The organism is Streptomyces sp. N50 (assembly GCF_033335955.1).
GTDB lineage: Bacteria > Actinomycetota > Actinomycetes > Streptomycetales > Streptomycetaceae > Streptomyces.
The window spans coordinates 8733635-8755827 of the sequence record NZ_CP137549.1 but is presented as its reverse complement, the minus strand read 5'-3'; the positions used below and the strand labels follow the sequence as shown (position 1 = coordinate 8755827).

General features: G+C 70.8%; 17 protein-coding genes and 3 pseudogenes. 13 read left to right on the top strand and 7 right to left on the bottom strand.

All coding sequences use genetic code 11. The annotated features are described in order from the left end of the window. Positions 1-9: 9 nt before the first annotated feature. Together R2B38_RS38810 and R2B38_RS38805 are read right to left on the bottom strand one after the other, a co-directional pair. Positions 10-1269 carry a glucarate dehydratase family protein gene (locus tag R2B38_RS38810; protein ID WP_318020488.1) on the bottom strand — a complete coding sequence of 420 codons (1260 nt, stop codon included), beginning with the start codon at positions 1267-1269 and terminating at the stop codon, positions 10-12. Positions 1270-1347: 78 nt separating this feature from the next. Beyond that, a complete protein-coding gene (locus R2B38_RS38805; RefSeq protein ID WP_318020487.1) occupies positions 1348-2736 on the bottom strand; it encodes a glycoside hydrolase family 43 protein in 1389 nt (462 codons plus the stop codon). A gap of 237 nt (positions 2737-2973) precedes the next feature. Between R2B38_RS38805 and R2B38_RS38800 the strand changes: the two genes are divergently transcribed. The 4 genes from R2B38_RS38800 to R2B38_RS38785 all read left to right on the top strand — a co-directional run bounded on the left by R2B38_RS38800 (position 2974) and on the right by R2B38_RS38785 (position 6774). Then, complete coding sequence (locus R2B38_RS38800; RefSeq protein ID WP_318020486.1) at positions 2974-4395, top strand: amidase; 1422 nt, start codon at positions 2974-2976, stop codon at positions 4393-4395. 26 nt (positions 4396-4421) lie between these two features. Next, a complete protein-coding gene (locus R2B38_RS38795) occupies positions 4422-4640 on the top strand; it encodes a hypothetical protein (RefSeq protein ID WP_318020485.1) in 219 nt (72 codons plus the stop codon). Between the two features lie 143 nt (positions 4641-4783). Then, on the top strand, positions 4784-6265 hold the full coding sequence (locus R2B38_RS38790; protein WP_318020484.1) for a flotillin family protein: 1482 nt from the start codon (positions 4784-4786) through the stop codon (positions 6263-6265). A gap of 62 nt (positions 6266-6327) precedes the next feature. Further along, on the top strand, positions 6328-6774 hold the full coding sequence (locus R2B38_RS38785; RefSeq protein WP_019057621.1) for a type II toxin-antitoxin system PemK/MazF family toxin: 447 nt from the start codon (positions 6328-6330) through the stop codon (positions 6772-6774). A gap of 13 nt (positions 6775-6787) precedes the next feature. On the opposite strand, the gene R2B38_RS38780 is transcribed toward R2B38_RS38785, so the two are convergent. Continuing rightward, on the bottom strand, positions 6788-7612 hold the full coding sequence (locus R2B38_RS38780) for a TIGR02452 family protein (protein WP_318020483.1): 825 nt from the start codon (positions 7610-7612) through the stop codon (positions 6788-6790). A gap of 280 nt (positions 7613-7892) precedes the next feature. On the opposite strand from R2B38_RS38780, the gene egtA reads away from it, so the two are divergent. The 5 genes and pseudogenes from egtA to R2B38_RS38755 all read left to right on the top strand — a co-directional run bounded on the left by egtA (position 7893) and on the right by R2B38_RS38755 (position 12595). Then, positions 7893-9203: an ergothioneine biosynthesis glutamate--cysteine ligase EgtA gene (egtA, locus tag R2B38_RS38775; RefSeq protein WP_033279012.1), complete on the top strand. Its 1311-nt coding sequence runs from the start codon at positions 7893-7895 to the stop codon at positions 9201-9203. Further along, a pseudogene (gene egtB / locus R2B38_RS38770) lies at positions 9200-10528 on the top strand (ergothioneine biosynthesis protein EgtB); the annotation flags it as partial. The gene egtA and the pseudogene egtB, both read left to right, overlap by 4 nt. Positions 10529-10541: 13 nt before the next feature. Then, positions 10542-11320: pseudogene (gene egtC / locus R2B38_RS38765) on the top strand (ergothioneine biosynthesis protein EgtC). Beyond that, a complete protein-coding gene (egtD, locus tag R2B38_RS38760) occupies positions 11317-12279 on the top strand; it encodes an L-histidine N(alpha)-methyltransferase (protein WP_318020481.1) in 963 nt (320 codons plus the stop codon). Before egtC ends, egtD begins: the two are co-directional and overlap by 4 nt. Positions 12280-12379: 100 nt before the next feature. Continuing rightward, complete coding sequence (locus R2B38_RS38755; RefSeq protein ID WP_318020480.1) at positions 12380-12595, top strand: dodecin; 216 nt, start codon at positions 12380-12382, stop codon at positions 12593-12595. Between the two features lie 21 nt (positions 12596-12616). Here R2B38_RS38755 and R2B38_RS38750 read toward each other — a convergent pair whose 3' ends face one another. Then, positions 12617-13108, bottom strand: a complete 492-nt coding sequence (locus R2B38_RS38750; protein ID WP_318020479.1) for a hypothetical protein — start codon at positions 13106-13108, stop codon at positions 12617-12619. Between the two features lie 72 nt (positions 13109-13180). On the opposite strand from R2B38_RS38750, the gene R2B38_RS38745 reads away from it, so the two are divergent. The 3 genes from R2B38_RS38745 to R2B38_RS38735 all read left to right on the top strand — a co-directional run bounded on the left by R2B38_RS38745 (position 13181) and on the right by R2B38_RS38735 (position 14900). Next, entirely contained in the window at positions 13181-13603 is a 423-nt protein-coding gene (locus R2B38_RS38745) for a (2Fe-2S) ferredoxin domain-containing protein (protein ID WP_318020478.1), read from the top strand. Positions 13604-13691: 88 nt separating this feature from the next. After that, positions 13692-13862: a 50S ribosomal protein L32 gene (rpmF, locus tag R2B38_RS38740; RefSeq protein ID WP_318020477.1), complete on the top strand. Its 171-nt coding sequence runs from the start codon at positions 13692-13694 to the stop codon at positions 13860-13862. Positions 13863-13904: 42 nt separating this feature from the next. After that, positions 13905-14900 carry an LLM class flavin-dependent oxidoreductase gene (locus R2B38_RS38735; RefSeq protein ID WP_318020476.1) on the top strand — a complete coding sequence of 332 codons (996 nt, stop codon included), beginning with the start codon at positions 13905-13907 and terminating at the stop codon, positions 14898-14900. On the opposite strand, the gene R2B38_RS38730 is transcribed toward R2B38_RS38735, so the two are convergent. Together R2B38_RS38730 and R2B38_RS38725 are read right to left on the bottom strand one after the other, a co-directional pair. Then, on the bottom strand, positions 14890-15912 hold the full coding sequence (locus R2B38_RS38730; RefSeq protein ID WP_318020475.1) for an alcohol dehydrogenase: 1023 nt from the start codon (positions 15910-15912) through the stop codon (positions 14890-14892). The genes R2B38_RS38735 and R2B38_RS38730 overlap by 11 nt on opposite strands. A gap of 33 nt (positions 15913-15945) precedes the next feature. After that, on the bottom strand, positions 15946-18417 hold the full coding sequence (locus R2B38_RS38725; protein ID WP_318020474.1) for an ATP-dependent Clp protease ATP-binding subunit: 2472 nt from the start codon (positions 18415-18417) through the stop codon (positions 15946-15948). A 139-nt stretch (positions 18418-18556) separates the two neighbouring features. Here R2B38_RS38725 and R2B38_RS38720 point away from each other — a divergent pair. Next, positions 18557-20908, top strand: a pseudogene (locus R2B38_RS38720) (ATP-binding cassette domain-containing protein). A gap of 64 nt (positions 20909-20972) precedes the next feature. On the opposite strand, the gene R2B38_RS38715 reads toward R2B38_RS38720, so the two are convergent. Next, entirely contained in the window at positions 20973-22103 is a 1131-nt protein-coding gene (locus tag R2B38_RS38715; protein WP_318020473.1) for an alanine--tRNA ligase-related protein, read from the bottom strand. Between the last annotated feature and the right edge of the window lie 90 nt (positions 22104-22193).

The window sequence follows — 22193 nt, the reverse complement described above, 5'->3', positions numbered from 1 at the left end:
ACGGCGAGTTCACCAGCGCGGGAGTCTCAGCTCGTACTCGGGCCGGACCCGCCGCATGTACGCGGTGTCGTCCCGGCCGCGTACACCCGAGTCGAGGTAGAGCCGGTGCAGCCGGTCGAGGGCGTCGTGGTCGAGCTCCACACCGAGGCCGGGACCGGTGGGGACCTCGACCGCGCCGTCACGCAGCTCCAGCGCCCCGGGGACGATGACGTCGTCGGCCGAGTTCCACGGGTAGTGCGTGTCGCAGGAGTGGTCGAGGTTGGGGACGGCCGCCGCGACATGGGTCATGGCGGCGAGGCTGATGCCCAGGTGCGAGTTGGAGTGCATCGACAGCCCGAGCCCGAACACCTCGCAGACGACGGCCAGTTCGCGGGTCCGGCGCAGCCCGCCCCAGTAGTGGTGGTCGGTGAGGAGGACCTGGACCGCGTGCTGCTCGATCGCGGGCCGCAGATGTTCCCAGGCGATCACGCACATGTTGGTGGCGAGCGGGAGCGGTGACTCCTTCGCGACCCGCGCCATGCCCGGGATGGTGGCGGTCGGATCCTCCAAGTACTCAAGGACGCCGTCCAGTTGACGGGCCACATAGGTCGAGGTCTCCGGCGTCCAGGCCGTGTTGGGGTCCAGCCGCAGCGGCTGCCCCGGGAAGGCCTCGGCCAGGGCCCTGATCGCCGCGATCTCCTCGTCGGGCGGGAAGACACCGCCCTTGAGCTTGAACGACCGGAAGCCGTACCGCTGTCGCATCAGCCGGGCCTGCTCGACGATCCCGGCCGGGTCCAGCGCCTCGCCCCAGTCATCACCCACCGCGGGTTCGCCGTCGAGGGCGGGGTGTTCGGCCCACTTGTAGAAGAGGTACGCGGCGAAGGGCACGGCGTCGCGGACCTTCCCGCCGAGCAGGTCGCTGACCGGCCGTCCGAGCAGCTTGCCCTGGGCGTCGAGGCAGGCCACCTCGACCGCCGAGGTGGTCCAGCCGCGTTCGTGGGAACTGGGCACGGTCGGCAGCAGAACGGCGTCGATCGCGGCGACGACAGCCGTCGTGTCGAAGACATCCATGCCTACGACGACCTTCGCCGCCACCTCAAGTCGGTCCAGCCGGATCTCGCCGCCCGTGGACTCGCCGAGACCCACGGTGCCGTCCTCCAGGACGAGTTGGAGGACACACCGCAGCGCCAGCCGCTCGTGGACGCCGTTCGAGTTGAGGAGGGGCGGGTCGCGGAAAGCGATCGGGGTGACGATCAGCTCGCGGATCCGTGTCGCTGCCGTACTGCTCATGCGCCCAGCGCCTCCAGGCCATGGCTGATCAATTCCGTTCGCATCCTGCCCCGTTCCGGTGGAGCACAGTCCTGTGGCTCAGGCCCACGCCGTCACGGGCACGAACGAACTGTCCGTCCGGAAGAGGTCCGTGCCGTCCGTCGGGTCCACCCGCAGTTGGTAGTTGTAGTGGCGGAGGTAGTGGCCGGGGTAGTTGAAGGACTCGAAGCGCAGCGCACCGGTGGTGGCGCCCGTCCGGGCGTAGAACGTGGCGTCCCCGGCGAAGGTCGCCGTGCCGTCGTTCGCGTCGAAACGGCCCCGGAAGTCGTAGTGGCGCAGGTAGTTGCCCGCCGAGTCACGGAAGGAGAAACCGGTCGCGTCGGCGAGGCCGGCAACAACAGTGAACGTGGACGCCTGCTTCAGGGCGGTGGTGCTGGAGCTGGTCACCACCGGCAGGTTGAGCAGCGAGGACACCTCCTGCCAGTAGCGGGTCGCGTAGTTGGCCGACTGGAAGGAGCGGCTGACGCCGGTCGCGAGGCTCGGGCCGCCGGACACCGTCTCCTTGATGACCGTGAAGTGCCGCGCCGTACCGGAGAGCGTGGTCAGCGCGGTCGGCGCGGACCAGGTGGCGAAGGTGTCGTAGCTGTCGCTGTAGTAGTAGTTCCCGTCGCCGTAGCCGTCGAAGAAGATCCGCCAGCCGCCGTTGTCGAGCTGTACGACCGAGGGGCCCTCGCGGTAGCTGCCCCAGCCGGCCCAGTCGCCGGTCTTCGAGATCGTGTAGGGGCCGGTGAGGCTGGTGGCGGTGGCGTACTCGATGTACTTCGCCGTCTCGTTCTTGGTGAAGGCGTGGTAGGTCGAGCCCGTCCGCACGATGTACGTGTCGATGTGGTTGGAGCCGATACCGGACAGGGCGACCGGTGAACTCCACGCCGTCAGCGCGGAGTTGGTCGCCTTCAGCCGGTACGGCGTGAAGATCCACTCGTCGTCGGTGGTGGAGCAGGACACGATGACGTTGACACTGCCGTCGCTGTCGACGAACCACTCGGGCGCCCACGCGCGCGAGAGATTGGTGATCGGGACCGTGTAGTCGTACAGGAACGTCCAGTTGACCCGGTCGGCACTGCGCGCGAAGCCGATGGTGGTGCTGACGTCCTCCCAGGTGTGGGTGGTGTACGTCAGGTAGTAGTAGCCGTCGGTGTGCTTGAACACGCTCGCGTCGCGGATGCGGTTGGCGGGCGGGGTGTACGCGGAGGCCTGGACGAGGCGGAAGTCCGTGGCGTCGTCGGACTGGTAGACGTTGACGGTGCCGTCGTCGCTGTTGAGGAACGGGACGATCGTGTACCGGGTGGCGTAACCGCTCGACGGTGCGGCGGCCAGCGCCGTGCCGAGCAGCCCGGGGGCCTCGCCCAGGACGAGCGCCGAGGCGGGCAGGACGGCCAGCGCGCGCAGCAGGGTACGGCGGGACGGCGTGGGGGGACGTGTGGTCACGGGCGGCTCTCCCGGAGACTCGAATGTTCGTCATATCGAACCCAGTTCGTGAATTCGGTCAGAAGGTAGGGGTGGGTCAGGAGCACGTCAATGGTTTGCGCAATGCTGGATGATCTCTGTGGGACACCTGTGGCGAAGGCCGAACCACCCGCACCCCGGGGGAAGTTGCCACATCCGCACCACACCGGCCGCCCGGACGTTACCGTTCGGTAGACCACGCGCTTCCGGAGGTGCCGCATGACGCCCGACCGTTCCGCAGGCCTGGCCGAGTCCGCCCGCGCGCTGGCCGCCGGGGAGGTGACCGCATGGGCCCTGACCGAGGAGGCCCTGGCCCGGATCGAGTCGACTCAGGACTCTCTGAACGCCTTTCGGGTCGTACGGCGGGAAGCGGCGCTGGCCGAGGCCGAAGCCGCGGACAAGGAACTGGCCGCCGGAGTACGCACACCGCTCCTCGGCGTGCCGGTCGCCGTCAAGGACGACATGGACGTGGCGGGCGAGCCGACCGCGTTCGGCTGCCGGGGCGAGTTCCCTCCGGTCGCCGAGGACAGCGAGGCGGTACGACGGCTGCGGGCGGCCGGTGCCGTCATCGTCGGGAAGACCAACACCTGCGAGCTCGGGCAGTGGCCGTTCACCGAGGGGCCCGCGTTCGGCGCGACCCGCAATCCGTGGAACTCCCGTCACACGCCCGGGGGTTCGTCGGGAGGATCGGCGGCTGCGGTGGCCGCGGGGCTGGTCCCGGCCGCGCTCGGCTCGGACGGCGCGGGTTCGGTGCGCATCCCGGCCGCCTGGACCCACCTCATCGGCGTCAAGCCGCAGCGCGGCCGCATCTCGACCTGGCCGCGCGGCGAGTCCTTCCAGGGCATCACGGTCAACGGCACCCTCGCCCGTACGGTCGCGGACGCGGCCCTGCTCCTGGACGCGGCGAGCGGCAACCACGCGGGGGACCTGCACCGCCCGCCCCCGCTCACCCTGTCGGAGGCGGTCGGCCGCGACCCCGGCCGACTGCGCATCGCCCTCTCCCTGAAGCCGCCGTTCACCGCACTGCCCGCCCGACTGCAGCCGGAGGTCCGGGCCAGGGTCCTCGAACTCGCGGAGAAACTCGCCCAGTTGGGCCACACGGTCGTCGAGGACGATCCGCCGTACGGGCAGATCGGGTTGACCTTCCTCCCCCGCGCCACCGCCGGTCTCGCCGAGCGGGTCCGCGAGGCTCCGCACCCCGAACTCCTCGACCCCCGCACCCTGGAGGCCGCGCGCCTGGGCCGACGGCTGGGCGGAGCCGCGCTGCGGGCGGCGCGACGCGCGGAGGCGGTCCTGCACGACCGGTTCGGGGCGTTCTTCGGGAGGTACGACCTGGTCCTCGCCCCGACAACTGCCGCTCCCCCGCCCCTGGTTGGCGCGATGCTCGACCTGGGCGGGCTGGCCACCGACCGCGCGATGGTCGCCGCCTGCCCCTACGCCTGGCCGTGGAACATCCTCGGCTGGCCCGGCGTCAACGTCCCCGCGGGGTTCGTGGCGGACGGACTCCCGGTCGGCGCCCAGCTGTTGGGCCCGTCGAACAGCGAGCCTCTCCTGCTGTCCCTGGCCGCGCAGTTGGAGGCGGACCTGCGCTGGCACGAGAAGTGGCCGGTGCCGGTCACCGCTGATTCCCCGGCGGCATAGGCGCGTTGGGCCCGTACCCTGTGACCATGCAGGATGCGTCGATGGTCGGGCTGATGGGGCGGGTCACCGGGACGGTCGGGCCCGGGCTCGTCGGCGAGGTGATCGTCCGGGTGCGCGGGGGCGCCGAGCACTTCCTCGCGTACGCCGCCACCGGCACGGACCGGATCGAGCCGGGGACCGTGGTGATGGTCGTGGAGTACCTGCCGCCGAGGACGGTCTACGTCACGCAGGCATACGACAGTTGAGCTGCCTCCGTCGCAGGTGAGAGCTGTCCAGGGGCGTATGCGTCAAGATTGCAACAAGGATCCGTCAGCGTCTGTACCCCGGTGTCGCACAGGCGCACACTCCCTTCGTTCGGTGCCGAAAGGGCACCTTCAAAAGGGGGCGTATGCCGATGGTCATCGGCGTCGTAGCGGGGGCGGCGGTTGTCGCCGTTCTCGTACTGATCGGTCTGTTCAAGTCGATGTGGCGGGTCGCGGAACCCAACGAGGCACTCATCATCTCGGGTTCCAAGCACCGCACCGAAGGCCTTGAAGAGGGCATGGGGTTCCGCATCGTCACGGGGCGCGGCACGCTGGTGCTGCCCGGTGTGCAGGCGGTGCGCAAGATCTCGCTGGACCTCAACGAGACCGAGCTGCACGTGGATTGTGTGACCACGCAGGGCATTCCGCTCAAGGTGCGGGGCGTGGTCATCTTCAAGGTCGGCGACGACTTCGTGTCGATCGCCAACGCGGGCCGTCGTTTCCTCGACCAGCAGAAGATGATGTCGGAGCGGGTGCACAACGTGTTCGCCGGTCATCTCCGGTCCATCGTGGGCGGGTTGACGGTCGAGGACATGATCCGCGACCGGGAGAAGCTGACGGGCCAGACCCGTGCCGCGTGCGGTACGGAGATGGAGAAACTGGGTCTGATCGTGGACTCGCTGCAGATCCACGAGATCGAAGACCCGACCGGGTACATCAAGAACCTCGCGATGCCGCACGCCGCCGCCGTACAGCGGGACGCGCGCATCGCGCAGGCCGAGGCCAACCGGCTGGCCACCGAGGCCGAACAGAAGGCCGCGGCACGGATGTCGGAGGCCACCCGGGACAGCGAGATCCTCCAGGCCGGCTACCAGGCCGAGCGCGACAAGGCGGCGGCGAAGGCCCGACAGGCCGGACCCCTCGCGGACGCCGCCGCCCGGCAGGACGTCGTCGTCCAGGAGACCCGGATCGCCGAACTCGACGCCCTGCGCCGGGAACAGCAGCTCCAGGCGGACGTCCGCAAGCCCGCGGACGCCCAGGCCTACGAGACCCGGGCGCGCGCCGAGGCCGAGCGCGACGCACGGATCTCCGCAGCTCAAGCCAAGGCCAAGGAGACCGAGTTGGCGGCCCTGGCCGAGGCCAGCCGGATCAAGACGGCCGCGAACGCCGAGGCCGAGGCGACCCAGGCACGAGGTGCCGCCGCCGCGACGGCCACCCGGGCCACCGGTGAAGCCGAAGCAGCCGCCGCCCAGGCGAAGGGTCTCGCCGCCGCCGAGGCGACCCGGGCCCAGGGTCTCGCCGAGGCGGAGGCCATCAAGGCGCGGGCAGCGGCCCTCGCCGAGAACCAGGAGGCCGTGGTCGCGCAGCAACTGGCCGAGAACTGGCCGGAGATCGTGAAGGCGGGTGCGTCCGCGTTCGGCAGCGTCGACAACATGGTGGTCCTCAACGGGGCCGACGGCATGGCGGAGATGCTCGCCAAGGCGCTCACCATGGGTGGCACGGGTCTCGGCCTGGCCCGCCAGCTGCTCTCCTCGATGAACCAGAACGGGCAGACCCCGAACGGGACTTCGGCTCTGAACGGGAGCACGGCTCCGCCGTCGCAGAAGGTGCCGGTGGAGAAGGAGTAGCGGTGATCGTCTGACGGGCGCCCGGCGTCCGGGGTCACGGAGGCACGTTCTAAGGTGCCTCCGTGACCGCCTTTACCGATGAGAACGTTCCGGGCCGCTTCGGCCCCTCCGCCACCACCGAGGCCGACCCGCGCGAGGTCGGCAAGGTCCGTACCGAGTACTCCCCCGCACACGACGGCGACCCCGACCCCGGCGAGATCGTCTGGACCTGGGTGCCGTTCGAGGAGAACGACGGCCGGGGCAAGGACCGCCCGGTCCTCGTCGTGGCCCGGGAGCCCGGCGGGACCCTGCTCGCCGTCCAGCTGTCCAGCAAGCGCCACGACGGCGACCGCGAGTGGGTGGCGATCGGCAGCGGCCCCTGGGACAAGTCCGGGCGCGACTCGTGGGTCGACGTGGACCGCGTCCTGCGCCTGCACGAGGACGGCATGCGCCGGGAGGCGTGCGCCATCGACCAGATGCGCTTCAACCTCGTCCGGCACCGGCTGCACGAGCGCTACGGCTGGACCTGACAGGCCGGCTCGGCTAGCTCTGGAGCCGGCGCTCCGGAAAGGCCCGTACGAACGCGTCCCGGACCGTCGCACCCGGTGTGCGGTCCAGGACGCCGAACACCACGTGCTCGAAGGCCGCGGCGAACCGTCCGCCCGGCCCGAGCAGCGTGTGGAAGGCTCCCGCGACCTGCGCCGGGTCGTTCTGGAAGACCCCGCAGCCCCAGGCGCCCAGGACCAGCCGCCGGTAGCCGTGCAGGGCTGCCGTCTCCAGCACCCGCTCCGCCCGGACGGCGATGGCGTGCGGCAGCTCGGCCGCGCGCTCGGGTGCCGTGCGCAGGACGACCCCGGCGTTCGGCGCGGCGGCGGTCAGGAATCCGGCGGTGTACGGCTCGTCCAGGAGGCGGCCCTTGTCGTCGCGGAAGACGGGGACGGCCGGTGAGTGGATGACGCGGTCCGTGTAGAAGGGGTCGCGGTGGGCGCGGTGGTGGTCGTAGAAACCGCGGGCCTCAAGCAGGCACGTGTACAGCGCGGAGGCTCGGCACAGGGCCTCTTCCTGGGCCTGTGCGCCCTTGAGGAAACCGCCGCCCGGGTTGCGGGCGGAGGCGAAGTTCAGGACGGCGACCGGGCCGGTCAGGCGGCGGGCGGCCTCCAGGCTGCTCTCGCCGGTGACCTCGAAGATCGTCTCCGTCGGCGGGAGCGGCGGTGTCCGCACCGGTTCCGGACCGTGCAGGCTCGTACCCGCGCGGGCCGCCTCGGTCTCCGCGGCGATGAACACCTCGCGCCCGTCCGCCGCGCGGTAGCTCCCGGCCGCGACGATCTGCTCGGTCTGCTGCGCGATACCGCGCAGGCGCGCGCTCATGGCATAACCCCCGTGTACGCCATGACCGCGCGCCCCGCGATCTCCCCCGTGTTCTCCCCCGTCGTGCTCATACAGGCATCCTGAGCGATGCTGGTCGTGCGGTGCAACGGAGTTTCCGGGCCCCGCGAACGGCCGGCGAACCGGAGATTACCGATCCCGAACGTGGCAATACGCACCCTTGTGCGACCAGCCGCGAGGGTCTTGGGTGGTACGAGTGTGCCGACCCGGGCCCAACAGAAACCGGGCCGGTGGCATGGTGGAATCTCAGGAGGATCCCGACATGTCCGATACGGCAAGTGACTGTAGCGACTGTACGGAGCCCCGTACCGCGGTCACCGAACCCGAGGTGGAGGCCCTGGTCAGGGGCATCTGCTTCAAGACCGGTCCGCCCCGCACGCTCGGGGTCGAAGTGGAATGGCTCGTCCACGAGCTGCGTCTGCCGCAGCTCCCCGTGACAACTGAACGACTCGAAGCGGCGTACGCCGCGTTGAAGACCGTGCCTCTGAGGTCGGCGCTCACCGTCGAGCCCGGCGGCCAGCTGGAACTCAGCTCGTCGCCCGCCGCCTCCCTGATGGAGTGCATCGGTTCCGTCTCCGAAGACCTGGACGCCGTCCGCGCGGTGCTGCGCCGCGACGGCCTGGGGCTGGTCGGCGTCGGTCACGATCCCTGGCATCCGCCGCGCCGGTTCCTGCACGAGCCGCGCTACGACGCCATGGAGCGCTGCCTCGACCGCACCGGTCCCGCGGGCCGCCGCATGATGTGCACCTCGGCGTCCGTGCAGGTGTGCCTGGACGCCGGTTACGAGGAACCCGGTCCGCTCGGCCTGGGCCGGCGCTGGTGGCTGGCGCACCAACTCGGCGCGGTCCTGGTGGCCGCGTTCGCCAACTCCCCGCTGGTCGGCCGCAGCCCTACCGGCTGGCGCTCCACCCGGCAGCTGATCTGGATGGAGATCGGCCCCGGCCGCGCGGGCGGTCCGACCCTGGACGCGTTGCCGCGCGACGCCTGGACCGACCACGTCCTGGACTCGCCGGTGATGTGCATACGGCAGGACAGCGGCCCGTGGGAGGTCCCGGAGGAGCTCACGTTCCGGGAGTGGATCAGGTCGGGGTCGCCCAGACCGCCGACCCGTGAGGATCTCGACTACCACGTCTCGACACTGTTCCCGCCGGTCAGACCGCGCGGCCATCTGGAACTGCGCATGATCGACGCGCAGCCCGGGGACGACGGCTGGATCGTGCCGCTGGCCGTGACGACGGCGCTGTTCGACGACCCCGAGGCCGCCGAGACCGCCTACCGGGCCGTGAAGCCGCTGGCCGAACGGACCCAGGGGCTGCCCGCGCCGCACAATCCGCTGTGGATCGACGCGGCCCGCTACGGGCTGTCCGACCCGGAGCTGCACGAGGTCGCCCTCGTGTGCTTCGCGGCGGCCCTGGAGGCGCTGCCCCGCCTCGGCGCGACCACCGGGGTCACGGACGCCGTCCGCGCGTACTTCGACCGCTATGTCGTCCGGGGCCGCTGCCCCGCCGACGACCTGCTCGACCGCGTGCGCGGCACGGACAGCCGCCCGCACGGGAAGGACATCCGCACATGACCGACGCCGACACCGCCGCCGACACCTCCGCTGACATCGATATCGAGGCGCTCAGGCAACGGGCGTTGACCACTCTGACCACCGCCCGGGACCGCACCACGCTCCTCACGAGCTGCGTGGACGAGCCCGAACTCACCGCCCAGGTCTCGCCGTTGATGTCCCCGCTGGTCTGGGACCTCGCACACATCGGCAACCAGGAAGAACTGTGGCTGCTGCGCGCCGTCGGCGGCCGGGACGCGATGCGGCCCGACATCGACGGCCTCTACGACGCGTTCGAGCACCCGCGCTCCGAACGCCCCTCGCTGCCCCTGCTGCCGCCAGCGGAGGCCCGGCAGTACGCGGCCGAGGTGCGCGGCCGGGTCACGGACGTACTGGAGAGCCACGCCTTTCGCGGGACGCGGCTCACCGACATGGGCTTCGCCTTCGGGATGGTCGCCCAGCACGAACAGCAGCACGACGAAACGATGCTGATCACCCATCAGCTCCGCACGGGTCCCCAGGCGTTGACGGCTCCGGACCCGGACCCGGTCCCACTGTTCACCGGCCCGTCCGAAGTCCTCGTCCCCGGCGGCCCGTTCACGATGGGCACGTCCACCGAGCCGTGGGCCCTGGACAACGAGAAGCCCGCACACCGGCGCGAGGTGGCGCCCTTCTACATCGACACGACACCCGTCACGAACGGCGCGTATCTGGCGTTCATCGAGGACGGCGGCTACGACGACCCGCGCTGGTGGACGAAGGAGGGCTGGGCGCACGTCCGCCGCAACTCCCTTACGGCGCCTGAGTTCTGGCGCCGGGAGGCGGGCCAGTGGCTGCGGCGCCGGTTCGGTGTCACGGAGGCCGTACCGCTGAACGAGCCGGTGGTGCACGTCTGTTGGTACGAGGCGGACGCCTACGCCCGCTGGGCCGGACGCCGGCTGCCCACCGAGGCCGAGTGGGAGAAGGCGGCCCGCCACGACCCGACGAACGACCGCTCGATGCGCTACCCGTGGGGCGACGCCGACCCGGCCCCCGAGCACGCCAACCTCGGCCAGCGCCACCTGCGCCCGGCGCCCGCGGGCAGCTACCCGGCTGGCGAATCACCGCTGGGCGTACGCCAGTTGATAGGCGACGTGTGGGAGTGGACGTCGAGCGACTTCCTTCCCTACCCGGGGTTCAAGGCGTTCCCGTACAAGGAGTACTCGGAGGTGTTCTTCGGCCCCGAGTACAAGGTGCTGCGGGGCGGTTCCTTCGCCGTGGACGAGGTGGCCTGCCGGGGCACGTTCCGCAACTGGGACTACCCGATCCGGCGGCAGATCTTCTCCGGCTTCCGCACCGCCCGCTCCTCGGGGCCGTCTGATGTGCCGTCATCTGGCGTACCTGGGACCCGAGGAGCCGCTCGGCCGGCTCCTCGTGGACCCGGAGCACAGCCTGTACCGCCAGTCCTGGGAACCGCGTCGACAGCAGCACGGGACGGTCAACGCCGATGGTTTCGGGGTGGGTTGGTACGCCGAGGGCGACCCGGTGCCGGGCCGCTACCGGCGGGCCGTGCCCATCTGGGGCGACCAGTCCTTCGCCGACCTGGCCCGCGTGGTCCGCTCGGGGTCGCTGCTGGCCGCCGTACGGGACGCGACGTTCGCGGGTGCGGACGGGGAGGCCGCGGCGGCGCCGTTCGCCGCGGGTCCCTGGCTGTTCAGCCACAACGGCGCGGTCACCGGCTGGCCGCGGACACTGGCGGCGCTGGCCCAACGCCTGCCGCCGGTGGACCTGTTGTCGCTGGAGGCCCGCTGCGACTCGGCGTTCGTGTGGGCGCTGGTCCTGGGCCGGCTCCGGGCGGGCGACGAGGAGGGGCAGGCCCTGGCCGACACGGTCGTGGAGGTCGCTCACGCGGCCCCCGGTTCCCGCCTCAACCTCCTTCTCACCAACGGCGATTCGATCGCCGCGACGGCCTGGGGCGACACCCTCTGGTACCTCTCGGAACCCGGCCGCCGCACGGTCGTGGCGTCCGAGCCCTACGACGACGACCCGCACTGGCAGGAGGCCCCCGACCGCACTCTGCTCACCGCAACCCGCACGGAGGTCCTCCTCACCCCCTGAAGGACCTAGCACCCGCACCGTCGAAGGAGCCCCGCACGTGAGCCCGTTCCTTCTCACCCGCACCCTGCCCGAGGACGCCACCGACGCGGCCCTGCGCGCCGACGTCCTGGAGGGCCTCACCAGCACCCCGAAGACCCTCCCGCCGAAGTGGTTCTACGACGCCCACGGCAGCGAACTCTTCGAGCAGATCACCGAGTTGCCCGAGTACTACCCCACCCGCGCCGAGCGGGAGATCCTCCTCGACCGGGCCGGCGAGATCGCCGCCGCGACCGGCGCCCGCACGCTCGTCGAGCTGGGCTCCGGGTCCTCGGACAAGACACGGCACCTGCTGGACGCGTTCACCGGCCTGGCGGTGTATGTCCCGGTCGACGTCAGCGAGAGCGCGCTCACGCAGGCCGGGCACGCCCTCGTCGAGGAGCGCCCGGGTCTCGACGTGCACGCCCTGATCGCGGACTTCACCGGTGACCTCACCCTGCCGGAGACACCGGGCCCGCGCCTGCTGGCGTTCCTGGGCGGAACGATCGGCAACCTGCTCCCGGCGGAACGCGCCACGTTCTTCGCCGGCCTGCGCTCACTCCTCTCCCCCGGCGACGCGCTGCTCCTCGGCACGGACCTGGTGAAGGACGAGGACGTCCTGGTCAGGGCGTACGACGACGCGGCCGGGGTGACGGCCGCGTTCAACAAGAACGTCCTGACCGTGGTCGACCGCGAACTCGGCGCCGACTTCGACGCCGACGCTTTCGACCACGTAGCCCTCTGGGACACGGACAACGAGTGGATCGAGATGCGGCTGCGTTCCCGCACGGACCAGACCGTGAAGATCCCCGCCCTCGATCTCGCCGTCGACTTCACGGCCGGCGAGGAACTCCGCACGGAGATCTCGGCGAAGTTCCGCAAGGAGGGCGTGCGGTCCGAACTGGCCGCCACCGGGCTGGAGTTGACCCACTGGTGGACCGACCGGGAGGGACGCTTCGCGCTGTCGCTGAGCGTGGTGCGCTGACATCGGACGACGGGCCGTCTCGCGCGCTGCCGCACCTTGGGGCACGGTGGTGTGTGGAGTGACGCGTGACGCGCCCGTCACGGCCGAGAGGAGTACCCGCATGTCCGAGCACACGTACCGGGTCACCGAGATCGTCGGCACCTCTCACGAGGGCATCGACCAGGCCATCCGCAACGGCGTCGCCCGCGCCGCGCAGACCCTGCGCGGCCTGGACTGGTTCGAGGTGACCCAGGTCAGGGGCCAGATCGAGAACGGGCAGATCGAGCACTTCCAGGTCGGCCTGAAGGTCGGCTTCCGCATCGAGGACGAGGACTGACGGCCGTAGCGGCTACGACTGTCAGGTCCGGCCCTCCCCCTCCTGTGCCGCCTCCAGCGCGGCGGAGGGGGAGGTCCAGCGGGCCCGTACGACCCTGAAACCGGCCCGTTCCGCGTCGTCGCAGACCAGCTCGTCGTCGTCCACGAGGACCCGGATCTCGCGGTCGCGGGCGAGCTGCCCGAGTTTCTCCAGCTTGGTGCGCCGGGCGGGCCTGCGGTCGTCGTTGCGCCGCATGAGGACCCGCCCCTCGGGCAGCCCCTGCGCGGCGAGCCAGGCGAGCGTGTCGCGCCGGCAGCGTTCGGGCCGCCCGGTCAGATAGACGACCTCGCACTCCTCGGCACTCTCCAGCGCGAGCGCGATGCCCTCGGCCAGGGGTGGATCCTGCGGCGCGGCACCGAAGAAACCGTCCCAGTCACGCGGCTTCCGCTCCAGGAACCGCTGCCGGTGGGCCGTATCGGCGAGGGTGTTGTCGAGGTCGAACACGGCGAGCGGGCGCTTGTTGTCGGCGGTCACCCGCCCACCCTAGACAGTCGGACCCGCCACCCCGCGGGCGGCCCGCGAGAGCCCTGGCCTCATGCTTCTTGCATGTCTGCCGCCACTCCCGCCCCCCGTACGTTCCTCATCGGCGCCGCCCGCGAGCGGCCCTGCACCCTGGTCGTGTGCCGGGGCTGCTGCTGCGGCGACCCGCGCAAACACCCCGGCACCGACCACGCCTGGCAGTTGGAACGGCTGCGCGCGGGTGCCGCCGAGCACGGTTTCGCGGTGCGTACGACGGACTGCCTCGGCCCCTGCGACCAGGCCAACGTGATCGTCGTCCAGCCGTCGGCCGCGGGGCGGCGCGCCGGTGGGCGGCCGACCTGGGTCGGGTTCGCGATGGACGACGACTGCACGGAGGAAGTGCTGGAGTGGGCGGCGGCGGGCGGGCCGGGCATAGCCGCGCCGCCCGTCACGCTGGAGCTCCAGTTCATCGACCCGCCCCGGGACGCACGCGTCCGGTCCCGGCGGTGAGAACCGTGCACGCGACCCCCGATTGCTAATGGGATCCATTTTCATATAGCGTCCTCGGTGCCCACCAGCCCACCGAGGAGGAATCCCCATGGCCGTCCCCAAGCGGAAGATGTCCCGCAGCAACACCCGCCACCGCCGCGCCCAGTGGAAGGCCACGACATCCACGCTCGTGCCGGTCACCGTCGACGGCGTTCGTCACCTCGTCCCGCAGCGCCTGGCAAAGGCGTACGAGCGCGGGCTGCTGCGCCCCGAGGACTGACCGGCGCGGGAATGCCGAGGCCTCCCCGGTGTTGGAACAGACGTGAGTTCCGTGATCGCCACCACCCCGATCTCCGTCCTCGACCGGTCCCGCACCCGCGAGGGGCACCCGGCCGCCGAGGCACTGCGTGACACCGTGCGGTTCGCGCGGGAGATCGAGGAGCTGGGCTATCACCGCTTCTGGGTGTCGGAGCACCACGGCGTGCCCGGGGTCGCGGGCTCCGCACCGACCGTGCTGGCCGCCGCCGTCGCCTCGGCCACCCGGAGCATCCGGGTCGGGACGGGCGGGGTGATGCTGCCCAACCACCAACCCCTGGTCGTGGCCGAGCAGTTCGGGGTCCTGGAGTCACTCTTCCCCGGCCGGATCGACATGGGACTCGGCCGATCCGTCGGCTTCACCACCGGAGTACGCAAGGCGCTGGGCCGTGACAAGGACGACGCCGACGACTTCGCCGGACAACTCGACGAACTCCTCGGCTGGTTCCGGGGTACGTCACCCACCGGCGCGCACGCACGGCCCTCCGAAGGGCTGACCGTCCCGCCGTTCGTGCTCGCGATGGGCGAGGGCGCCGACATCGCGGCCCGGGCCGGTCTGCCGATGGTCATCGGGGACCTCCGCAACCGGGACAAGATGCGGCGCGGAATCGACCACTACCGCGACAGCTTCCGGCCCTCCCCCTGGACCCCGGAACCGTACGTCGTCATCTCGGGCACGATCGCCGTGGCCGCCACCCCCGAGGCGGCCCGACGGCTGCTCGTCCCGGAGGCCTGGTCGATGGCGTACTCGCGCACCCACGGCACCTTCCCGCCGCTGCCGCCCGCCGAGCGCGTGGAGCAACTACCCATGACCGACAAGGAGTTCGGCTTCTACGAGGCCGGGCTCACCGGACAGCTCGCGGGCACCGAGGAACAGGTGGCCCACGAGCTGGAGACGGTGCTGAAGGAGACGGCCGCCGACGAGGTCCTCGTCACCACCAGCACCTACGACCGCGATGCCCTGCTGGACTCCTACCGGCGGCTCGCCTCGCTCAGGGCGTGAGCACCATCCGGAAGCGGGCCGCACCGGACAGCATCCGCTCGTAGGCCTCGCCGGCCTGGTCCAGGGGGACGGTCTCCACCATCGGGCGGATGTTGTGCAGGGCGCTGAAGGCCAGCGTGTCCTGCACGTCCTGCGAGGTGCCGGACGGGTGACCCCGAACGACCTTGGCGCTCATGAGCAGTTGAAGCGGACTGATCCCCAAGGGCGCGGTGTCCGCCCCGACGACGACCAGCTCGCCACGAGGCCGCAGCCCCTCCACGGTCGCCGTGGCGGCATCCGCGTTGCCCGCCGTGGCCAGTACGGCCTTGGCGCCGCCGAGGGCCTTCAGCGCGTCCGCGACCTCGGTGTCCGCCGTGCTGTCGACGTAGTGGTGCGCGCCCAACTGCTTGGCGAAGTCGGCCTTTTCGGGGCCCCGCGCGATCGCCACGGTCTCGAATCCCATCGCCACCGCGTACTGCACGCCCAGGTGACCGAGGCCGCCGAGTCCGAGTACGGCCACCAGGTCGCCCGGCCCCGCCGAACTGCGCCGCAGCCCGTTGAACGTGGTCACGCCCGCACATCCCATGGGCGCGGCGGCGCTCGCCGAGAGGCTGTCAGGGATCCGGGCGAGTGCGTCGACCGGCGCCACGGTCATCTCCGCGAAGCCTCCGTCGTACGCCCAGCCAGGCACTTTCATGTTCTCGCAGACGATGAAGTCGCCCTGCCTGCACGGGGTGCAGTACCCGCAGCTGCCGCCGAACCAGCCGACGCACACCCGGTCGCCGACCCGCCAACCACGGTCCGACGCGCCCTCGCCGAGCGCGTCGATGTGCCCCGCGATCTCGTGCCCGGTGACCAGCGGGAACGGCACGCCCGGTACTCCGGCGTTCACGAAGAAGGTGTCGCTGTGGCAGATCCCGCAGGCCTCCACGGCGATCCGCACATGGCCCGGGCCGGGCTCCGGCACATCCCGCTCGACGATCGTGAACTCGCCGCCGGCCGCGCTCACTTGCGCGACTCGATAACTGCTCATACCTGTCTCCCAGAGGGTGCGAATGCGACTGCGCTAGTGCTCGGCCGCCTGACGTGCCCTGATCTCGATCGTGCCGTCGCTCGCGTCGACCCGGGCCTGGTCGCCCGCGTTCAGTTCACCGGCGAGGAGCATGTCGGCGAGCCGGTCGTCGACCTCGCGCTGGATGGTGCGGCGCAACGGGCGGGCGCCGAAGTCGGGTTGGTAGCCGAGGTTGGCCAGCAGGTCCGCCGCCGCGTCGGTGACGTCCAGGGTGACGTCCTGGGCGTGCAGCCTGCGCCGGGTGTGTTCCAGCAACAGGTCGACGATGTCGCGGAGTTGGGCGCGTTCCAGCCCGCGGAAGACGATGATCTCGTCGATGCGGTTGAGGAACTCGGGGCGGAAGTGCTGGTTCAGGACCGGCATCACCGTCTCGCGGACCTTGGCGTAGTCGTCGACGCCCGCCGCGAGGATGCGGTCGGCGCCGATGTTCGACGTCATGATCACCACGGTGTTCTTGAAGTCGACGGTGCGCCCCTGCGAGTCGGTGAGCCGCCCGTCGTCGAGGAGTTGCAGCAGGGTGTTGAAGACATCGGGATGCGCCTTCTCGACCTCGTCGAGCAGCAGCACGGCGTACGGCTGCCTGCGGACGGCCTCGGTGAGCTGGCCGGCCTCCTCGTGGCCGACGTATCCGGGAGGGGCTCCGACCAGGCGGGAGACGGTGTGCCGTTCCTGGAACTCGCTCATGTCGAGGCGGATCATGCGGCCCTCGTCGCCGAAGAGGGCGGCGGCGAGGGCGCGGGCCAGCTCGGTCTTGCCGACGCCGGTGGGGCCGAGGAAGAGGAAGCTGCCGATGGGCCGGTTCGGGTCGCTCATGCCGGCCCGGGCGCGGCGTACGGCCCGGGCGACGGCGGTGATGGCCTCGTCCTGGCCGACCACGCGCTCGTGGAGGTGCTCCTCCAGCTTCATCAGCCGAGCGCGCTCCTCCTCGGTGAGCTGGGCGACGGGGATGCCGGTGGTGCGGGAGACAACCTCGGCGATGTCCTCGGCGGTGACCTTGGGCGCCTGCTCCTCGGCGGAGCCGCCCGCCTTCAACTCGGCCTCGGTGTCCCTGATCCGGTCGCGGATCTCCTTGGCCCGCTCGTACTCCTCGTCGGCGACGGCCTGGTCCTTCTCCCGGTTGAGGGCGGCGAGCCTGTCCTCGACCTCCCGGTCGTCGGAGAGCGGGGTCTTGGCCCGCAGCCGTACCCGCGCCGCCGCCTGGTCCATCAGGTCGATGGCCTTGTCGGGCAGGAAGCGGGCGGTGATGTACCGGTCGGAGAGTTCGGCCGCCGCGACAACCGCCTCGTCGGTGATACGGACTTGATGGTGGGCCTCGTAGCGGTCGCGCAGGCCGCGCAGGATCTCGATGGTGTCGTCGACGGTCGGTTCGCCGATCAGGATGGGCGCGAAGCGCCGCTCCAGCGCGGAGTCCTTCTCGATGTACCTGCGGTACTCGTCGACGGTGGTGGCACCGATGAGGTGCAACTGCCCACGGGCCAGGGCGGGTTTGAGCATGTTCCCCGCGTCGAGAGCACCGTCGCCCCCTCCCCCCGCACCGACGACGGTGTGCAACTCGTCGAGGAACAGCACCAGTTCGTCACTGTGCTCGCTCACCTCGTCGAGGAGCTTCTTCAGCCGCTCCTCGAACTCGCCCCGGTACTTGGTGCCGGCGACCATCCCGGCCAGGTCCAGCGAGACGAGCCGCTTGCCCGCCAGGGTCTTCGGCACGTCACCGGCGATGATCCGCTGGGCGATGCCCTCGACGACGGCGGTCTTGCCGACGCCGGGGTCGCCGATGAGGACGGGGTTGTTCTTGCTGCGCCGGGAGAGCACCTCGATGGTCTGCTCGACCTCCTCGTCCCGCCCGATCACCGGGTCGAGCCGCCCGGCGCGGGCGTCCTCGGTGAGGTCACGCCCGTACTCGTCGACGGTCGGCGTGCTGCTGGGCCTCTTCCGCTCGGGCTCGGCACCGGTGGGCATCCGGTCGCTCTCCCAGCCGCTGCCGGTGAGGGCCTGTCCGGCGGCCGACTCGGGGTTGGCGGCCAGCGCGCGCAGCAGATGCTCGGGGCCGATGTACGAGGAGTCCTCGGCACGGGAGATCTGGTACGCGTCGAGCAGGGCCCGCTTGGCGGCCGGGGTGAGCGTGGTGGGTTCGGTCTTCGGCCCACTCCCCTCACCGGCGGTCAGCCGTTCCCGGATCCGGTCGGGGTCGGCGCCCGCCTCGGCGAGCAGCCGTCGGGTCGACTCCTGCTCGGTGGCGGCGGCCAGCAGATGCCGGGCGTCGAGTTCCTCGCTGCCCTCGACGGCGGCGATGTCCCGCGCCTGGGCCACCAGCTCACGGGCCCGTTCGGAGAGCAGGCTCCCGATGTCGACGCGCTGGGCCCGGCGTGCCGGTGACGCCGGTCCCGAACCGCCGAAATACCGGGACATCAGCTCGTCGAATTCCTCGAAGGGGCTGCGTCCGAAACCGAATCCGGGAGTGCTCATACGACCACGGGCCTTCTTCCGTGCGGCGACTGTGCGGCAACTGGCATCCGTGCCTTCCAACGTGGCACAGCGCGGACGCCCCCGCACCCCCGCAGGTCACCGGGCACCACACGGCGTGCTCGCATAGACTCGCCGGGTCATGCCCAGCCCACACACGCCCCACATCCCCGACTCCTACGTCCGTGTCCGCGACGCCCGCGAGCACAATCTCCAGGGCGTCGACGTCGACATCCCGCGGGACGTGTTGGCCGTGTTCACAGGCGTCTCCGGCTCCGGAAAGTCGTCCCTGGCCTTCGGCACGATCTACGCGGAGGCCCAGCGCCGCTACTTCGAGTCGGTGGCGCCGTACGCCCGCCGTCTGATCCACCAGGTGGGCGCCCCGAAGGTCGGCGGGATCACCGGCCTCCCCCCGGCCGTCTCCCTCCAGCAACGCCGCTCGACCCCTACCTCCCGCTCCTCGGTGGGCACGGTCACCAACCTGTCGAACTCCCTCCGGATGCTGTTCTCCCGAGCGGGCGACTACCCGCCCGGCGCGCAACACCTCGACTCGGACGCCTTCTCCCCCAACACGGCCGCGGGCGCGTGCCCGGAGTGCCACGGCCTGGGCAGGGTCCACCGCACCACCGAGGAGTCCCTCGTCCCCGACCCCTCCCTCTCGATCCGCGAGGGTGCGATCGCAGCGTGGCCGGGCGCCTGGCAGGGCAAGAACCTGCGCGACATCCTCGACACACTCGGCTACGACGTGGACGTGCCGTGGCGCGAACTCCCCGCCGACAAGCGGGAGTGGATCCTCTTCACGGACGAACAACCGGTGGTGACGGTCCACCCCGTCCGGGACGCGGACCGCATCCAACGCCCGTACCAGGGCACGTACATGAGCGCCCACCGCTACGTCATGAAGACCTTCGCGGACACGAAGAGCCCGACCCTGCGGTCGAAGGCGGAACGCTTCCTGACGAGCTCCCCCTGCCCGCTCTGCGGAGGCAGCAGACTGCGCCCCGAGTCCCTGGCGGTGACCATCGCGGGCCGCACGATCGCAGAGCTGGCCGCGCTACCACTGGCGGAGCTGGCAGGCACGCTCAACGGCACATCGGAGGCGGCCCGCGTCCTCACCGAGGACCTCACCTCCCGCATCGCCCCGATCCTCGAACTCGGCCTCGGCTACCTCAGCCTGGACCGCGCGACCCCCACCCTCTCAGCAGGCGAGCTCCAACGCCTGCGCCTGGCAACCCAGTTGAGGTCCGGCCTCTTCGGAGTCGTCTACGTCCTCGACGAACCGTCCGCCGGCCTGCACCCCGCGGACACCAAGGCCCTGCTCACGGTGCTGGACCGCCTGAAGGCCGCGGGCAACTCGGTGTTCGTGGTGGAGCACCACCTGGACGTCATGCGCGCCGCCGACTGGCTGGTGGACGTGGGCCCGCTGGCAGGCGAGCACGGCGGCCGGGTACTGCACAGCGGGCCGGTGGCAGGGCTGGCGGCGGTGGAGGAATCGGCGACGGCCCGTTTCCTCTTCGACGACTCCCCCACGCCGCCCCGCGAAGTCCGTTCACCGCGAGGCGAGTTGAAGGTGGGCCCGGTGACGCGGCACAACCTGCGGGACGTGACGGCGGAGTTCCCCCTGGGCGTGTTCACAGCGGTCACCGGCGTCTCGGGCTCCGGCAAGTCGACGCTGATCGGCGAGATCACAGAGGAACTTCCGGGTGTGGGCCGCCTGGTGTCGGTCGACCAGAAACCGATCGGCCGCACCCCCCGCTCGAACCTCGCGACCTACACCGGCCTCTTCGACGTCGTCCGCAAGGTGTTCGCGTCGACGGACGAAGCACGCGGGCGGGGTTACGGCGTAGGCCGGTTCTCCTTCAACGTGACGGGCGGCCGCTGCGAGACCTGCCAGGGCGAGGGCTTCGTGAGCGTGGAACTGCTCTTCCTCCCGAGCACCTACACCCCCTGCCCGGACTGCGGCGGCGCACGCTACAACCCCGAGACGCTCCAAGTGACGTACCGGGGACGGAACATCGCGGAGGTCCTCGACCTGACGGTGGAGAGCGCGGCGGCCTTCTTCGCGGACACGGACACCCCGGCCGTGACCCGCAGCCTGACCACACTCCTGGACGTGGGCCTCGGCTACCTCCATCTGGGCCAGCCCGCCACCGAGTTGTCCGGCGGCGAGGCCCAACGCATCAAACTGGCCACGGAGTTGCAGCGCGCCCACCGCACCCACACCCTCTACCTCCTCGACGAACCCACGACCGGCCTCCACCCGGCCGACGTAGAGGTCCTCCTCCGCTAACTCCACGGCCTGGTCGACACCGGCCACACCGTGGTGGTCGTCGAACACGACATGGCGGTGGTGGCGGGGGCGGACTGGGTGATCGACATGGGGCCGGGTGGCGGGGAGAAGGGCGGGCGAATCGTGGCGGCAGGCGCACCAGCGAAGGTGGCGAGGGCCAGCGCGAGCACTACAGCCCCTTACCTGGCAAACGCGCTCGGGTAAACCCCCTGCTTTTAGGGGCGCGGGGAACTGCGCGACCAGCCCCCACGCACCCGCACCCAACCGACTACCTCAGAAGCCCGGCAACCCATTCCCGGGGCAACCCATGAGTGTCATGAAGGTAGTGGTAGTCCTCCTCGCTCAGAGGACCTCGAAACTCCGGCCGGGACAGCACCCTCCGCCCCCGCTCAAGGAGTTGACCAAACCGCCGCTCCTCATCAAGGAGCACCTCCCGCTCGGTACCGGTCCCGACAAGCTCCACCGGCAAATCGGACAACGTACGCGAGTCATCGTCCCGCCACAGAACCGTAAGCACCCGCCGAATCAACCGCCGCACCACATACCCCCGCCCCGTGTTGGACGGCCGCACCCCTTCCCCGATCACGACCACGCTCGACCGCAAGTGATCACAGACAACGCGCATGGACCGCTCGTCCAGAACCCACAGCGTAGGAAGAACCCGCATCCACGTCTCGAACACATCCGTCTCAAAGACCGACCGCCGCCCCTGAAGAACAGCCACCAGCCGCTCCAAGCCCATCCCCGTATCAACACTCACCTGCGGCAACGGAACGAGCCCCCCGTCCTCACCCCGCTCCAGCCGCATGTGCACGTGATTCCAGATCTCCACCCACCGCGAATCACTGGTAGGACTCCCCTCCGGCGGCCCGTCCCCGGTCCAGTAGAAGATCTCCGAGTCAGGCCCACAGGGCCCCACCGGCCCATTGGACCACCAGTTCTCGTCCCGGGTGGACTCAACCGGCACACCCAACTCCCGCCAGGTGTCCAGCGATTCAAGGTCGGGGCCCACCTGTTCATCGCCGCCGAAGACAGTGACGTACAACTTCTCGCGCGGGATGCCGAAGCCGTCCCGCAGCAGCTCGTACCCCCAACGCAGGCTCTGCGGATGGTCGTAGTCACCCAACGACCATGACCCGAGCATCTCGAACACGGTCAGATGGGTGAGGTCGCCGACCTCGTCGAGATCCGTGGTGCGCAGGCAGCGTTGGACGTTGACGAGCCGCCGCCCCTGCGGATGGGGACGGCCCAGGAGATACGGCGTGAGCGGATGCATGCCGGAGGTCGTGAAGAGGACCGGGTCCGAGGGCGGCGGCAGCAGCGAGCTTCCGGTGATCAGCTCGTGCCCGCGTTCGCGGTAGAAGTCGAGGAACGTACGGACGACGTCGTCGGTGTTCATGGCGGTGAGTCCTTCGCGGGTCGGGGAGACCGGAAGGGACCGCGGGGCAACGTGGCGAGGGGGCTGGAAACGACACACCCGGCGGTCCGT